This window comes from Algibacter luteus (assembly GCF_030344935.1).
Taxonomy (GTDB): Bacteria; Bacteroidota; Bacteroidia; order Flavobacteriales; family Flavobacteriaceae; genus Arenitalea; species Arenitalea lutea.
This window is the reverse complement of the sequence record NZ_CP128313.1, coordinates 861,761-876,591: the sequence shown is the minus strand read 5'-3', so window position 1 is coordinate 876,591 and position 14,831 is coordinate 861,761. Positions and strand designations below refer to the sequence as shown.

Sequence of the window (14,831 nt, the reverse complement as noted above, 5' to 3'; positions counted from 1 at the left end):
AGATTAAACTCGTGAAATCATGTATTTGCTTTTAGGAATTCACATTAAAAAGCTATATTTGTAAACATTTTTTATCAAAACAACATTTTAATTACGAATTATGAATTTTAGCCTTTCTGAAGAACATATAATGATTCGCGATGCGGCTCGCGATTTTGCCAGAACAGAATTACTACCAGGAGTTATTGAGCGCGATGAAAAACAACAATTCCCTCAAGAACTTGTTAAAAAAATGGGCGATTTAGGATTTATGGGCATTATGGTAGATCCTAAATATGGAGGTAGTGGAATGGACGCTATTTCTTATGTTCTTATTATGGAAGAATTATCAAAAATAGACGCTTCGGCATCTGTAATTGTTTCTGTAAATAACAGTTTGGTTTGCTACGGTATTGAAGCTTACGGAACAGAGGAGCAAAAACAAAAATACCTTACAAAACTTGCAACTGGGGAGTTTGTTGGCGCATTTTGTTTGAGTGAACCTGAGGCTGGCAGCGATGCCACATCACAAAGAACCACTGCAATAGACAAAGGTGATCACTATCTAATTAATGGTACCAAAAACTGGATAACAAATGGTGGGCGCGCCGATGTTTACATTGTAATTGCACAAACTGATAGAGATAAAGGATCGCATGGCATAAATGCTTTTATTATTGAAAAAGGCACAAAAGGATTTGATATAGGACCTAAAGAAGATAAATTAGGCATCCGTGGTAGCGACACACATACTTTACAATTTAACGATGTAAAAGTGCCAAAAGAAAACAGAATTGGAGTGAATGGTTCAGGCTTCCGATTTGCAATGAAAACCCTTTCTGGAGGACGTATTGGAATCGCTGCACAAGCCTTAGGCATTGCCTCTGGCGCTTTTGAGTTGGCATTAAAATACTCCAAAGAACGTAAAGCCTTCGGAACAGAAATATGCAACCATCAAGCCATAGCTTTCAAACTTGCGGATATGGCAACCGACATTGATGCAGCAAGACATTTAGTAATGAAAGCCGCTTGGGATAAAGACCAAGGCAATAATTACGATTATTCAAGTGCCATGGCTAAACTATACGCATCTAAAGTTGCCATGGAACACACCGTAGAAGCAGTACAAATTCACGGTGGAAATGGATTTGTAAAAGAATATCATGTAGAACGCCTTATGAGAGATGCAAAAATTACTCAGATTTACGAAGGCACATCCGAAATTCAAAAAATAGTAATTTCAAGAAGCCTAATAAAGCAATAATTATATTATCTCCATTAACTAGCTACTTTTAAAAAATCGCCTTTTATATATTAATTGGCGATTTTTGTTATTTTGGCATAAAGCTTCCGACATAATAAACTAGATTTCTATCTTTAAGCAAAAATATTTTATGCAGAAAACATATTACGATCCAGCAGACCTAAAAAAATTTGGAAAAATAAGCGATTGGAACCAAGAATTAGGTGATAAATTTTTCGAGTATTACGGTAAAGTTTTCGAAGAAGGCGCGCTTACCGCCCGCGAAAAATCATTAATCGCTCTAGCAGTAGCACACACAGAGCAATGCCCCTATTGCATTGACGCGTACACTAAAGACGGGCTTCAGCGCGGGGTTACAAAGGAGGAAATGATGGAAGCCATACACGTTGGTGCAGCCATAAAAGGTGGAGCTACCTTGGTGCATGGTGTTCAAATGATGAATAAAGTAAATAAGTTAGATGGGTAAATTTTGGGCGCCTGCCTGCCGGTAGGCAGGTTTCCACAAGGGTCGGGCTTTCCGCTTTAACTTTTTTGCTTCCTAATTATTGATCAAAAAAGGACCTAAGTAACAAGCAAAAAAGTATGCCGCTTCAATCCCTAACGCGACATTCAACTAAAATTTAAACACAATAGCTTATATTAAACAAAAGACAATTAATGGCAACAAAGTCTCTACATAAACGCGAAAGCGATTTAGCAAATAGTAATAGGCAATTAGAAATTCTATCTAACGGTATTTTCCAAAATGGCGAATTGCCAACTTTTAAAAATAAAATTGCTGAATCCAATCAATTTCCACTTAAAGCTAAAAAACTCGAAATTCTGCAAATTAATGTGGGCTATATGTGCAACCAAGTATGCGATCATTGCCATGTTGATGCGGGTCCAGACCGTAAAGAAATCATGATGCGAGATACTATGCGTCAATGTTTAGAAGTTATAAAAAATACAGGCGCTCATACACTAGATTTAACCGGAGGCGCACCAGAAATGAATCCAGATTTCCGTTGGTTTGTTGAAGAAGCTGCCAAAGCAGGAATAAAAGATTTTATAGTTCGTTCTAACCTTACTATTATTCGAGCTAACAAAAAATATCACGATTTACCAGAATTTTTTAAAAAACATAACGTCCACGTCGTAAGTTCAATGCCACATTGGACACGCGGAAAAACCGATAAACAACGTGGCGATGGTGTTTTTGATGCATCCATAAAAGCACTTCAAGAGCTTAATGCTGTTGGCTATGGTATGCCAGAAAGCAGTTTAAAACTAGATTTGGTTTATAACCCTTCGGGTGCCTTTTTACCTGGCGACCAAGCCGCTATGGAAAAAGATTTTAAAAAGGCTTTAAAAGAAGATTTTAATATTCATTTTCACAATTTATTCGCTATTACTAATTTACCAATTTCTCGTTTTTTAGATTATTTAATCGCTTCAGAAAACTACGAAGATTACATGTATGCTTTAGTTGAAGCTTATAATCCGACTGCTGTAGCAAATGTTATGTGTACAAATACGCTTTCAGTAAGTTGGGATGGTTATTTGTATGATTGCGATTTTAATCAAATGTTAGAATTGCCTGTAAACAGCAAAGTAAAACACATTTCAGAATACAACGAATCGCTTTTAGAAGGACGAAATATAGTCATTTCACAACACTGTTATGGTTGTACCGCTGGCGCTGGAAGCAGCTGTCAAGGTAGTGTTGCATAGAACAACAAAATGAAAAATTTAATTATTATACTCTTTTTATGTATTTCAGCTTTAGGTTTCTCCCAGAAAAACCTGTCGAAGTTGCTAAAAAAACATAACACAGAAAGCGTTCCATACATCTCTGTCGAAAAACTTCTTAATGAAAAAGATGAAGTGATTATTTTAGATTCTCGTGAAAAAAATGAATTTGAAACCAGCCATTTAAAAAATGCCATTTGCGTAGGATACGATTTTTTTAATTTGGACTCTATTCAAGAAAAACTACCTGAAAAAGATTCAAAAATTGTGGTGTATTGCTCTTTAGGTATTCGTTCTGAAGATATCGCAGAAAAACTCAAAAAAGCAGGTTACTCGAATGTTTATAATTTATACGGTGGTATTTTCGAATGGAAAAACAACGATTTAGAAGTATTGAATGCTCAAGAAACCCCAACAGACTCTATCCATACATTTTCCAAAATATGGAGCAAATGGCTAAAAAAAGGAATAAAAGTATATGAGTAAAGCACTTGTTATTGTTTTTGTAAAAAACTTAAAATTAGGCAACGTAAAAACGCGACTCGCCAAAACCATAGGCAATCAAGGTGCGTTTGTGGTTTATTCTGAATTGGTAAAAGTTACCGAAAAAGCAACACAAAACCTTTCAGCAGATAAATGTATTTACTTCTCTGAAGCTGTTGTTGACAGCCAATGGAAAAACGAACAAAAAGCGATTCAACAAGGCAAAGATTTAGGAGAGCGTATGAAAAACGCCTTTAAAAAAGGGTTTGAAGATGGTTATGATCACATTGTTTTAATTGGCTCAGATTTACCCGATATAACCGCTAATCATATTAACAAGGGCTTACAAGCTTTAAAGCAAAGCGAAGTCGTATTTGGTCCTGCTGTTGATGGTGGCTACTACCTTTTAGGATTATCAAAAATGCATGATTTTGTTTTTAATAATAAACCATGGAGCGAAGATAATTTATTAGAAAAAACACTTTCAGAATTAAAGAAAAACAACGTCACATTTACTACCTTAGATACTTTAAACGATATTGATACTTTTGAAGATTTAGTTGATTCAAAATTCTATCAAAACAACATAAACTTACAAGAAAAAATCAAGCAATTACATGATTAAGTACATTAAAGAAACGGTTGATTATTTACATGATAAAGGTTTCGACAAACCTGAAATAGGCATCATTTTAGGCACCGGTTTAGGTCAGTTAATAAACGATATAGATATCATAAAAGAGGTTAGTTATAACCATATTCCAAATTTCCCAACTGCCACCGTAGAATTTCATAAAGGCAAACTTATTTACGGTACTATGGCCGGCAAAAAAGTAGTAGTTATGCAAGGGCGCTTTCATATTTACGAAGGCTACTCGTTGCAAGATGTTACCTATCCTGTGCGTATTATGGAAAAATTAGGAATCCACACCTTACTTGTTTCTAATGCTTCAGGAGCTATTAATTTAAACTTTAAAAAAGGCGAATTAATGCTTATTGAAGACCACATCAACCTTCAAGGTAGCTCACCTCTAGCATTTAAAGGCGTAGAAACTTTAGGCGAACGTTTTGCAGACATGAGCGCGCCGTACGACGCCGAAATTAATTCAAAATTTAAGACTATTGCCAAAAACAATAATATTAAGTTGCACGAAGGTGTTTATGCCAGTGTGGTTGGGCCGCAACTAGAAACAAGAGCTGAATATCGTATGCTAAAATTAATAGGAGCAGATGCCGTGGGCATGAGTACCGTTCCTGAAATTATTGTGGCGAATCATTTAAAATTAAGAGCTGCAGCAGTGTCAGTATTAACCGATGAGTGCGACCCAGATAACCTAGCCCCGGTTGACATTGCAGAAATTATCGCTATGGCAGGAAAAGCCGAACCCAAAATGGTAACACTTTTTAAAGAATTGATTAAAACATTATAAAATAAGTCTTCAGGATTCTGATTGCAGTTCTTATTCACTGCTAACTTAAAACTGTGAACTAAACACAAAAAAAATGAGCACATATCTAGAAACCACACACAACGTCTATAAAGAAGCAGCCTTAACTCCTGATGTTGGTTTATGCTGCACGACCAACCCTATTTGGGAATTGCCAGGATTAAAAATTCCTAAAATCATGCAAGAAATGAATTATGGTTGTGGTTCAACCGTGCATGCTCGCGATTTAACCAATAATCCAAAAATGCTTTACGTTGGCGTTGGAGGCGGTATGGAGTTATTACAGTTCGCTTATTTTAATCGCCAAAAAGGTGGTGTTATAGGTGTTGATGTAGTTGATGAAATGTTGGAGGCCTCAAGACAAAATTTTATTGAAGCTGAAGCTCAAAATGACTGGTTCAAAAGCGAGTTCGTAGACCTTAAAAAGGGCGACGCCATGAATTTACCAGTTGAAAATAATAGCATTGATGTTGCGGCTCAAAACTGTTTATTTAATATTTTTAAAGCAGACGATTTAAAAAAAGCCATTGCAGAAATGTATCGTGTTTTAAAACCTCACGGACGTTTAGTCATGAGCGATCCAACTTGCGAACAACCCATGAACGACACGTTGCGTAACGACGAGCGCCTGCGTGCCTTATGTTTAAGCGGAAGTTTACCTATAGCTGAATATGTAAAAGCGCTAACCGATGCTGGTTTTGGAACCATAGAAATTCGTGCACGTAAACCCTATCGCATCCTAGATCCTAAAAACTACCCAACAGATGAATTGATTTATATAGAATCCATAGAAGTAGCAGCCATAAAAGACCCAATGCCAGAAGATGGTCCTTGTATTTTTACGGGTAAAGCTGCTATATTTTTTGGTTCTGAGGATTATTTCGATGATAATAAAGGGCATATTTTATTAAAAAATCAGCCCATAGCTATTTGTGATAAAACGGCTGGAGATTTAGCATCTTTAGGAAGAGATGATATTTTTATCAGTGAATCAACGTATCATTATGATGGTGGAGGATGTTGCTAAATTCAATCAAATACTCAAAAATGAAGTTTATTCCAATATTTATTGCATGCTTTTTAATAACATCATGCTCGAGCTCTAAACGTGTTTCTGAAAAAACAGAAATCCAGGTAACAGAAGAGCAAGCTACAGAACAAAATACTTCTGTTACTGAAAATTCAGAATTAATAGATGTTTTAGAAACGAAAGATACAATCACTTCTAAACCCAATACTAAACAAGAAGTATTTACTCATCTCGCTTGGACAGAGTTACTTCAAAAACATGTTTCAAACGAAGGCAATGTCAATTACAATGGATTTAATACCGATAGAAAAGCATTATTGTCATACATCGGTAGTTTAGGTGAAAATATGCCTAGCGACACCTGGACAAAAGACGACAAATTAGCGTATTGGATAAACGCTTATAACGCGTTAACTATAGATTTAATTTTACGTCATTATCCAGTTGAAAGTATCAAAGACATAAAAAACCCATGGGACCAACGCTATTGGCAATTAGGTGATAAATGGTATAATTTAAACGAAATTGAGCATGATATTTTAAGAAAAATGAAAGAACCTAGAATTCATTTTGCTATTGTTTGCGCCTCTTACTCATGCCCAAAATTGCAAAACGAAGCCTTTACTGCTTCCAAATTGGAAGAGCAGCTAACAAACGCCACCAAATCATTTATTAACGACCCAGAAAAAAATGATTTAACACCAAGTAAAATAGGCTTGTCTAAAATTTTTGCTTGGTTTGATAAAGATTTTTTGATAAACGGAACAGGAAGTATTATTGAATATATTAACCGCTATTCGAACATAAAAATTTCTCCAAAAACACCTAAGAAGTTCAAAGATTACGACTGGTCTTTGAATAATTGAAATTTACATGAAATATAAAATTTCCATTATCATTCCCGTTTTAAACGAAGCCAATTTTATTGGAAAATTATTAGAACATCTATTAGCAAATGCATTAGCTAAAAATATTGCAGAAATTATAGTTGTTGATGGTGGTAGTGAAGACGGCACCCAAGACATTGTTCATGCCTTTTCTAATTTTGTGGCTCTTGACAAAAAAGAAGCGTTTCTTTACACCAATGAGAACGTGCTTAAGGACATGTTGAGACCTTCCATAGAATCAAAAACATCAATAAAGTTGTTGAATTCAGAAAAAGGGCGTGCAAAACAGATGAATTTAGGCGCTAAAGGCGCAACAGGTAATATTTTATATTTTTTACATGCCGATTCTTTACCACCAAAATATTTCGATCAGTTAATAATTGATGAAGTAAAAAAAAGTAATCAAGCCGGTTGTTTTAGATTACAGTTTGACAGCCAACATTGGTGGTTGCGATTAGCCAGTTGGTTAACAAAATTTAAATGGCGTGCTTGTCGAGGCGGTGACCAAAGTCAGTTTATCACAAAAAGTCTATTCTATACAATTGGCGGCTTTAATGAGGACTATATGATTTACGAAGACAACATATTAATAAATGCATTATATGCAAGAAACGAATTTGTGGTAATTAATAAGAAACTAAAAACTTCGGCTAGAATGTATAACAAATATGGTGTTTGGAAACTGCAATATTTCTACTGGACTATTTATGTAAAAAAATGGTTTGGAGCCAGTGCAGACGAATTGTACGCCTATTATAAAAAATCACTTATTTAAATTCGCTCCTATCGATTCCTTCCCTTTTCATTAGGATATAAACTGGGTAAATTATCACTTTGGAACACTTCTTTGGTATTCACATTTATCCCTGACAATTTTCCCGTAAAAGCAGCACCCGTATCAATATTCCAAACATTAACGGCATGCATCGGTGTATCACATTTAAAGTTTATTGTAGGCGTATGCCCTATAAAAATTTCATAATAATGCTTTAATCTGTTGGGATAAATTACAGAATCTTTCTCGATACGTTTATCCATGGTTAAAGCCATTTCCCAAAGCGTTCTATCAAAATATAATGTGGTATTGAAAACTTCTTTTTCTACGCCATGCATGGAAGTAAATCCTGCATGTAGAAAGAGTCTGTTTTCATCATCTATGTAATACAGTGGCATGCTTTCAAAAAATTCGAGATGTCGTTTTTTATCTATTTCAGAGAAACTTTCATAACTCTCTATAGTTTCTTTACCTCCGTGCATATACCAGGTAGGATTTACATCGCCGGTTTTCAACCAAGCTTCGCACCAAACATCATGATTTCCTTTTATAAAAACACATTTAATCTTTTCTGAAAGATCTATTAAAAACTGAACAACTTGAGCGGATTCACTCCAACCATCAACATAATCTCCAACAAAAATCAAGGTGTCTTCATCCTTCACTTCCATTTTATTTAAAACCTGAATTAAAGCTTTTAAACCTCCATGAATATCTCCTATTGCTAAAACGCGCATACTAAATTTGTTTTATGCGCAAATCTAAAAGATTTAAAGCGATTGAGAAAATGAATTAATAAAGACTGTATTGTTTTTTAATTAAAGCCTCTACTGGCTTATTTTGTGGCGTGAATTGATGGTTAGTTAGTCCTCCTACTTTATCGTGTTTATGAAACCATTTCCAAATAAATCCCCCAGCAAACCAATCTTCTCTCCAAAAGGTTTCAAATAACGCTTGTGTTGTATTTGTTTGAGCGTCAAGATTGACTTGATTCATACTTCTATCACTTTTCCAAGGCTCTTTTCCTGAAAAATCTACACTTCGGTAGCCATACTCCGTAAATAAAATGGGCTTATTGAATTTATCATGAACCTCTTTAATTTCTTGTTTGTGTTTTTCCCATCCTATTAAACATTCTTCTACGGTTGGTGTTTTGCTCGAACTTACAGGAAAGTAGGCATCTACACCAATATAATTTAATTCTTTCCAAAAAGGTGTTTTATGATATTCATTCCAATTAGCGGCATAAGTTAACATGCCCTTATATACTTTTTTAATTTCTTTAATCAGAGAGAACCAATAAGCAGGTCTATTATCTACAAATCGTTCTAATTCTGTACCAATGCAAAAAATATCTGCTTTTGTTACCGCAGCTAATAAAGCATATTCAAGAATAAATTTGGTATAAGCACCTTCTAATTGTTTCCAAGACGCTTCATCTTTCATTTCAATTAATCCCGTAAACTCACCACGCCAAACCCAGATTTGGGGCTTTATCATTATTTTAACTCCAGAATAACGGAGCTCCTCAATATATTGTTTTGCACCTAAACTAGTTTCGCCAAACCATTGTCTTTCGGTATTATAAACAATCTCAGGATGCTCTAAATCTCTTATAAAACCAAAAGGCATTATCGCTACAAAATTTGCATTTACGTTAAGTACCGGCTTTACGTGTTCTTGATTTATAGCTTCTCTCGAAGCCACAAAACTTACGCCGTTAATTTTCTCTCTTTTTACAGGAGCCATTGAACAGGAACAACAAAATAGTAATAAACAAAACTTTAAAATAAAGCGCATAACTATTAATTTATCTCTAAATTTAAACAAATTGGAAATACCGAGTTAAGGTTTTAACAAAACCTTCGACAAAAACACAACCAAACCAAATTCATGGAACATATTGTAATAATAGGAAATGGTATCTCTGGTGTAACTGCTGCCAGACATATTAGAAAACTTTCAGACAAAAAGATTACCATAGTTTCAGCTGAAACCGAATACTTTTTTTCAAGAACAGCGCTCATGTATGTTTACATGGGGCATATGAAATTCGAACACACCCAACCCTACGAAAATTGGTTTTGGAAAAAAAATAATATCAATCTTAAACAAGGTTTAGTAAATCAAATTGATACTGAACAAAAAACGCTTCATTTTAAAGGTGGTGAATCGCTCAATTACGACAAACTAATTATTGCAACAGGTAGTAAACCAAATAAATTTGGATGGCCTGGGCAAGATTTAGATGGCGTTATGGGCATGTATCATAAACAAGATCTTGAAAACCTTGAAAAACATGCGCCTAATAATTCTATATGCAAACGTGCCGTAATTGTTGGTGGTGGTTTAATTGGTATTGAACTTGCTGAAATGCTAAATTCAAGAGATATTCCAGTAACTTTTTTAGTTAGAGAAGACAGTTTCTGGAATGGTGTTTTGCCGCAAGGAGAAAGTGAAATGATAAATAGACATATAAAAAATCATCATATCGATTTGCGCCTAAGCACTAATTTAAAAGAAATTAAATCGGATGAAAACGGAAAAGTAAAATCCATTATTATTGAAGAAACTGGTGAAGAAATTGAATGTAACGTAGTAGGTTTAACCGCAGGAGTAACACCAAATATCGATTTTATAAAAGACTCAAATATTAAAACAGCTAAAGGTGTTAAAGTCAACCGTTTTCTAGAAACTAACATCTTAGACGTTTATGCTATAGGCGATTGTGCCGAACAACATGAAGGTATTAATGGCCGAAGAACTATTGAAGCTGTTTGGTATACAGGCCGAATGATGGGAGAAACAGTGGCACAAACTATTTGCGGCAATAGATTAGCTTATAATCCTGGGCATTGGTTCAATTCTGCTAAATTTTTAGATATTGAATATCAAACTTACGGGTGGGTTTTTTCAAAACCAAGAGAAGATGAAGCGCATTTTCATTGGAAACATGAAGACGACACCAAATGCATCACTGTTTGCTATAACACGATCACTAATGAATTTCTTGGGATTAACACTTTCGGCATGAGAATGCGTCATGAAGTTTTTGATAAATGGTTAACCGAAAAGCGCGATGTAGAATATGTGATAAATCATTTACCTGAAGCCAATTTTGATCCTGAATTTTACACTAAATATGAAGCAGAAATTCTTTCAGCTTTTAATAAAAAACTACAAACTGTATAGTTATGAGCAATAAATTAAATGAAAGCATGTCTTTAGCGAAACCTGATGCTACGAATATGTCAATCAAACAAAAAATTGCTATAGCCATAGGTTTTTTAGGGTTATTTCTTTTAACGCTTGCCTTTTTCAACACATCTTTTCCTAGCAAAAACTTGTTTTTAACTTTGGCCTTAGCGTTACTATTTATTGGTGTTATTATTTATTCCAGAAGTACATATTTATCAAAACTAGAAGGCATCAAAAATGACGGCGTTTGGTTTAAATCTATTTCATCTCGAGGGTTTTGGGGCTGGATTTTAGGTATAGTACTCACCAGTTTTTACATTGTATTATACTTCTATCCAAAATATTTGGGACTAGGAACAAATGGCGAGGAAAACGTAGGTTTAATTGGTTTTTTTGACCCATTAAGCAAATTATTAAGCGGAAGACCGGCAAGTCAATGGTTTGTTTACGGCACACTTTACACTGTTGCAATTTTGGTATTTGGTTATAAATTCATTTTAAAATACCGCCACAATCGTTACCAGCAGTTACGTACAATTTCGGTGATGTTTTTTCAATTAGCCTTTGCTTTTTTGATTCCCGAGTTTATGTATGTCATGAATAGCGATTTGCCTTACTACGACCTAAAATCGATGTGGCCCTTAAATTATTATATTTTTGACGAATGGTCTGTTAAAGGCTTTCTTTCTAGTGGCAATATTGGGCTAGCTTTTTTGATTTTTGGGATTGTTTCGATTTTTGTGGTCTCACCTATATTGACTTACAAATACGGTAAACGTTGGTACTGTTCTTGGGTTTGTGGCTGTGGGGGTCTTGCCGAAACAGCAGGCGATTCTTTTAGACAATTATCATCAAAAAAACTATCAGCTTGGAAAATAGAGCGTTGGTTAATTCATACTGTGCTCGTGTTTTCAGTAATAATGACCACCGTTATGATTTACACCTATTTAGGCTACGATAAAAATGATTTCTGGCTTACTCGAGGTCTTTTTATTTCCCTAGTTATTGGACTTCTAACATTAGTTTTTACGGGCGTAATACTCTTTAAAAGACATGAATTGGGTAAAGACGCAAAATATGGTGCCATTGGCTTCTTTGTTGTAATTATGGTTTTGTTATTGATGCATTTTACTGGAACTACCAACCATGTATTTTATATAAAAGGAAGCGCAATGCGTTCTGCTTACGGCCTTTACATAGGCTCGATATTTTCAGGTGTGATAGGTACTGGTTTTTATCCCATTTTAGGTAATCGGGTATGGTGTCGATTTGGATGCCCTATGGCCGCTATTTTAGGGTTCCAACAACGTCTATTTTCAAAATTTAGAATCACAACTAATGGCGGACAATGTATTTCCTGCGGAAATTGTTCAACCTATTGCGAAATGGGTATTGATGTACGAGCCTATGCCCAAAAAGGAAAAAACATTGTAAGGTCGAGTTGCGTAGGCTGTGGTATATGTGCTGCAGTATGCCCAAGAGGTGTTTTAAAACTAGAAAACGATAGTATAGATGGACGAATTAATCCGAATGAAATATTACTAGGTAACGATGTCGTTTTAATGGATTTGGTGAATAAACAATAGCTATAAACCCGTTCATTCTAAAACAAAGATATTCAACTCAAATTACTAGTGACTAAAATTAAAAGAATAGGTTACCTTTGCAACTTTTAAAACAAGAAAATACGAAGTAGCCTTAAATGACACATATTAAAGTCATCATTCCAGCGTATAACGAAGCTGATTCAATATCTCATGTTATCAATGACATTCCTAGCAATGTGAACGAGGTTATTGTTGTAAGTAACAATTCTACCGATGATACTGAATTTAATGCTAAAAAAGCAGGAGCTAAAGTTTTAACCGAAACAAATAAAGGCTATGGCTATGCTTGTTTAAAAGGGATGCAGTATATAAGTGAGCAAAACAAAAAGCCAGATATTATTGTATTTCTTGATGGCGATTATAGTGATTACCCGGAAGAATTAAACAAAATTGTAGCACCAATAATTAACGACAATATTGATTTTGTTATTGGTGCCCGAGATAAAAAACTTAGAGAAAAAGGTTCTATGACCGTACCTCAAATTTTTGGGAATTGGCTAGCAACAACAATAATGAAGTTACTCTTTAATGCTAAATTTACAGATTTAGGGCCTTTTAGAGCCATAAAATACGACAAGTTATTAGGATTGAATATGGAAGACAAAACCTATGGCTGGACTGTAGAAATGCAGCTTAAAGCCCTTAAGCAAAATCTCACATATACTGAAATTCCTGTGAATTACAGAAACAGAATTGGTGTTTCAAAGGTGTCTGGTACGTTAAAAGGTGCTATATTTGCAGGCATTAAAATCTTAAGTTGGATTTTTAAATACAGTTTTAAATAATGATTTTACAAACAGTAGTTATAGTTATATATACTATTTCACTCTTACTCATTTTTATGTATGCTTTAGCGCAGCTAAATCTGTTATTTAACTACCTATCGTCAAAAAAGGAAGAAGATGACAGCCCAAAATTCGACTTCTCTAATCCAGACGAAATACCTTTTGTTACCATACAACTTCCTGTTTACAACGAGATGTATGTTATGAAACGTTTACTTAAAAATATCGCAAAAATAGACTACCCAAAAGATAAATTCGAGATTCAAGTTTTAGATGATTCAACCGATGAAACTGTTGAAACCACAAAAGCTCAGATAGAAAAACTGCAATCCACTGGTTTAGATATTAAACATATAACCAGAACAGACCGTAAAGGTTATAAGGCAGGTGCCTTAAAAGAAGGACTTACAGTTGCAAAAGGCGAGTTTATTGCTATTTTCGATTCAGACTTTCTTCCTAAAAAAGACTGGCTAAAGCTTACTGTTCCTTATTTTAAAGACGATTCCGTTGGGGTTGTACAAACCCGTTGGGGACATATAAACAGAAACTATTCTATACTCACAAAAATTCAGGCCTTTGCTTTGGATGCGCATTTCACATTAGAGCAAGTTGGCCGAAATAGTAAAGGGCACTTTATAAATTTTAACGGTACTGCAGGTGTTTGGAGAAAAACTTGCATTATCGATGCCGGTAATTGGGAAGGCGATACCTTAACCGAAGATTTAGATTTAAGCTACCGTGCACAACTTAAAAACTGGAAATTCAAGTATTTAGAAGATGTAGAAACTCCTGCCGAACTTCCCGTAGTCATAAGTGCTGCACGCTCACAACAATTTAGATGGAACAAAGGCGGCGCAGAAAACTTCCGTAAAATGCTTAGTCGCGTCGTAAAAAGTAAAAATATTTCTGCCAAAACAAAAATTCACGGTTTACTGCATTTACTTAACAGCACCATGTTTTTAAACGTGCTTATTGTAGGGGTATTAAGTATCCCAATGCTTTATATAAAAAACGAATATGCCCATTTACGCCCATACTTTTATGTTATGAGTTTTTTCGTAATGAGCACGGTAATCTTTTTTGTTTGCTACTGGTTTATGTACAAAAATATTTATGGTAGCGGATTCAAAAATTTTATACGCTACATTGGCATGTTTTTCGTGTTTTTCTCAATAGCCATGGGCTTCTCACTGCATAATTCTATAGCAGTTTTAGAAGGTCATTGGGGTAAAAAATCAGAATTTGTACGCACACCAAAATTCAATCTGTCAAAATATAAAGACAATTGGAAAAACAACAAATACATGAAACGCAACATCTCTGTTCATGTAATTTTCGAAGGGTTACTAATGCTCTATTTTGCATTTGGCATGTATAGCGCTTTTATAGTAGGCAACCAAGGTGGCGATTTTGGACTTTTCCCATTTCACCTCATGTTATTTATTGGCTTCGGTTATGTCTTTTTTAAATCCTTAGCTTCTAAGGTTTAAATTATTTGGGCGCCTGCCTGCCGGCAGGCAGGTTACCACAAGGGTCGCGCTTTCACTACTCGCTTCCTCCTGCGTCGGCGAGCTCAAACATGTCGTTCAATCGCTAAAGCAAAACGTATGAGTTCGCGAAATCATAAAGTATCCTACTTAGCAA

General features: G+C 35.0%; 15 protein-coding genes. 13 read left to right on the top strand and 2 right to left on the bottom strand.

Translation table 11 applies throughout. From position 1 onward, the window contains the following. Positions 1-100 precede the first annotated feature (100 nt). The 9 genes from O5O44_RS03775 (at position 101) to O5O44_RS03735 (ending at position 7,597) form a co-directional block, all read left to right on the top strand. Complete coding sequence (locus O5O44_RS03775; RefSeq protein WP_289195796.1) at positions 101-1,243, top strand: acyl-CoA dehydrogenase; 1,143 nt, start codon at positions 101-103, stop codon at positions 1,241-1,243. Positions 1,244-1,373: 130 nt separating this feature from the next. After that, the gene (locus O5O44_RS03770; protein ID WP_019386201.1) at positions 1,374-1,709 is read left to right on the top strand and encodes an arsenosugar biosynthesis-associated peroxidase-like protein; all 336 of its coding nucleotides are present in this window, start codon (positions 1,374-1,376) and stop codon (positions 1,707-1,709) included. Positions 1,710-1,900: 191 nt separating this feature from the next. Next, the gene (gene arsS, locus O5O44_RS03765; RefSeq protein ID WP_289195795.1) at positions 1,901-2,956 is read left to right on the top strand and encodes an arsenosugar biosynthesis radical SAM (seleno)protein ArsS; all 1,056 of its coding nucleotides are present in this window, start codon (positions 1,901-1,903) and stop codon (positions 2,954-2,956) included. A gap of 9 nt (positions 2,957-2,965) precedes the next feature. After that, the gene (locus tag O5O44_RS03760) at positions 2,966-3,460 is read left to right on the top strand and encodes a rhodanese-like domain-containing protein (RefSeq protein WP_289195794.1); all 495 of its coding nucleotides are present in this window, start codon (positions 2,966-2,968) and stop codon (positions 3,458-3,460) included. Further along, entirely contained in the window at positions 3,453-4,082 is a 630-nt protein-coding gene (locus O5O44_RS03755) for a TIGR04282 family arsenosugar biosynthesis glycosyltransferase (protein ID WP_019386198.1), read from the top strand. Before O5O44_RS03760 ends, O5O44_RS03755 begins: the two co-directional genes overlap by 8 nt. Then, positions 4,075-4,887 (top strand): purine-nucleoside phosphorylase, encoded by an 813-nt coding sequence (locus O5O44_RS03750; RefSeq protein WP_019386197.1) that lies wholly within the window; start codon positions 4,075-4,077, stop codon positions 4,885-4,887. Before O5O44_RS03755 ends, O5O44_RS03750 begins: the two co-directional genes overlap by 8 nt. 73 nt (positions 4,888-4,960) lie before the next feature. Beyond that, complete coding sequence (gene arsM, locus O5O44_RS03745; protein WP_289195793.1) at positions 4,961-5,932, top strand: arsenosugar biosynthesis arsenite methyltransferase ArsM; 972 nt, start codon at positions 4,961-4,963, stop codon at positions 5,930-5,932. Positions 5,933-5,952: 20 nt separating this feature from the next. Continuing rightward, a complete protein-coding gene (locus O5O44_RS03740) occupies positions 5,953-6,801 on the top strand; it encodes a DUF547 domain-containing protein (protein WP_289195792.1) in 849 nt (282 codons plus the stop codon). Positions 6,802-6,808: 7 nt separating this feature from the next. Continuing rightward, positions 6,809-7,597, top strand: coding sequence for a TIGR04283 family arsenosugar biosynthesis glycosyltransferase (locus O5O44_RS03735; RefSeq protein WP_019386194.1), 789 nt, complete (start codon positions 6,809-6,811; stop codon positions 7,595-7,597). Between the two features lie 8 nt (positions 7,598-7,605). Here O5O44_RS03735 and O5O44_RS03730 read toward each other — a convergent pair whose 3' ends face one another. Together O5O44_RS03730 and O5O44_RS03725 are read right to left on the bottom strand one after the other, a co-directional pair. Next, positions 7,606-8,334 carry a metallophosphoesterase family protein gene (locus tag O5O44_RS03730; RefSeq protein WP_019386193.1) on the bottom strand — a complete coding sequence of 243 codons (729 nt, stop codon included), beginning with the start codon at positions 8,332-8,334 and terminating at the stop codon, positions 7,606-7,608. A gap of 55 nt (positions 8,335-8,389) precedes the next feature. Then, positions 8,390-9,346 carry a glycoside hydrolase family 113 gene (locus tag O5O44_RS03725; protein WP_289195791.1) on the bottom strand — a complete coding sequence of 319 codons (957 nt, stop codon included), beginning with the start codon at positions 9,344-9,346 and terminating at the stop codon, positions 8,390-8,392. A gap of 144 nt (positions 9,347-9,490) precedes the next feature. Between O5O44_RS03725 and O5O44_RS03720 the strand changes: the two genes are divergently transcribed. The 4 genes from O5O44_RS03720 to O5O44_RS03705 all read left to right on the top strand — a co-directional run bounded on the left by O5O44_RS03720 (position 9,491) and on the right by O5O44_RS03705 (position 14,677). Next, positions 9,491-10,789: an NAD(P)/FAD-dependent oxidoreductase gene (locus tag O5O44_RS03720; RefSeq protein WP_289195790.1), complete on the top strand. Its 1,299-nt coding sequence runs from the start codon at positions 9,491-9,493 to the stop codon at positions 10,787-10,789. A gap of 2 nt (positions 10,790-10,791) precedes the next feature. Then, positions 10,792-12,381, top strand: a complete 1,590-nt coding sequence (locus O5O44_RS03715; protein WP_289195789.1) for a 4Fe-4S binding protein — start codon at positions 10,792-10,794, stop codon at positions 12,379-12,381. Between the two features lie 116 nt (positions 12,382-12,497). Continuing rightward, positions 12,498-13,187, top strand: coding sequence for a glycosyltransferase family 2 protein (locus O5O44_RS03710; RefSeq protein WP_289195788.1), 690 nt, complete (start codon positions 12,498-12,500; stop codon positions 13,185-13,187). Beyond that, positions 13,187-14,677 (top strand): cellulose synthase family protein, encoded by a 1,491-nt coding sequence (locus O5O44_RS03705; RefSeq protein ID WP_289195787.1) that lies wholly within the window; start codon positions 13,187-13,189, stop codon positions 14,675-14,677. The genes O5O44_RS03710 and O5O44_RS03705 overlap by 1 nt, the downstream gene beginning before the upstream one ends. Positions 14,678-14,831 lie beyond the last annotated feature (154 nt).

Excerpts from the sequence above, each read along its gene's own strand:
- O5O44_RS03710 (WP_289195788.1), top strand. The coding sequence starts at position 12,498 with ATGACACATATTAAAGTCATCATTCCAGCGTATAACGAAGCTGATTCA.
- O5O44_RS03760 (WP_289195794.1), top strand. The coding sequence starts at position 2,966 with ATGAAAAATTTAATTATTATACTCTTTTTATGTATTTCAGCTTTAGGT.
- O5O44_RS03720 (WP_289195790.1), top strand. The coding sequence starts at position 9,491 with ATGGAACATATTGTAATAATAGGAAATGGTATCTCTGGTGTAACTGCT.
- O5O44_RS03730 (WP_019386193.1), bottom strand. The coding sequence starts at position 8,334 with ATGCGCGTTTTAGCAATAGGAGATATTCATGGAGGTTTAAAAGCTTTA.
- arsM (WP_289195793.1), top strand. The coding sequence starts at position 4,961 with ATGAGCACATATCTAGAAACCACACACAACGTCTATAAAGAAGCAGCC.
- O5O44_RS03775 (WP_289195796.1), top strand. The coding sequence starts at position 101 with ATGAATTTTAGCCTTTCTGAAGAACATATAATGATTCGCGATGCGGCT.
- O5O44_RS03715 (WP_289195789.1), top strand. The coding sequence starts at position 10,792 with ATGAGCAATAAATTAAATGAAAGCATGTCTTTAGCGAAACCTGATGCT.
- O5O44_RS03755 (WP_019386198.1), top strand. The coding sequence starts at position 3,453 with ATGAGTAAAGCACTTGTTATTGTTTTTGTAAAAAACTTAAAATTAGGC.
- O5O44_RS03735 (WP_019386194.1), top strand. The coding sequence starts at position 6,809 with ATGAAATATAAAATTTCCATTATCATTCCCGTTTTAAACGAAGCCAAT.
- O5O44_RS03705 (WP_289195787.1), top strand. The coding sequence starts at position 13,187 with ATGATTTTACAAACAGTAGTTATAGTTATATATACTATTTCACTCTTA.
- O5O44_RS03770 (WP_019386201.1), top strand. The coding sequence starts at position 1,374 with ATGCAGAAAACATATTACGATCCAGCAGACCTAAAAAAATTTGGAAAA.
- O5O44_RS03740 (WP_289195792.1), top strand. The coding sequence starts at position 5,953 with ATGAAGTTTATTCCAATATTTATTGCATGCTTTTTAATAACATCATGC.
- O5O44_RS03725 (WP_289195791.1), bottom strand. The coding sequence starts at position 9,346 with ATGGCTCCTGTAAAAAGAGAGAAAATTAACGGCGTAAGTTTTGTGGCT.
- arsS (WP_289195795.1), top strand. The coding sequence starts at position 1,901 with ATGGCAACAAAGTCTCTACATAAACGCGAAAGCGATTTAGCAAATAGT.
- O5O44_RS03750 (WP_019386197.1), top strand. The coding sequence starts at position 4,075 with ATGATTAAGTACATTAAAGAAACGGTTGATTATTTACATGATAAAGGT.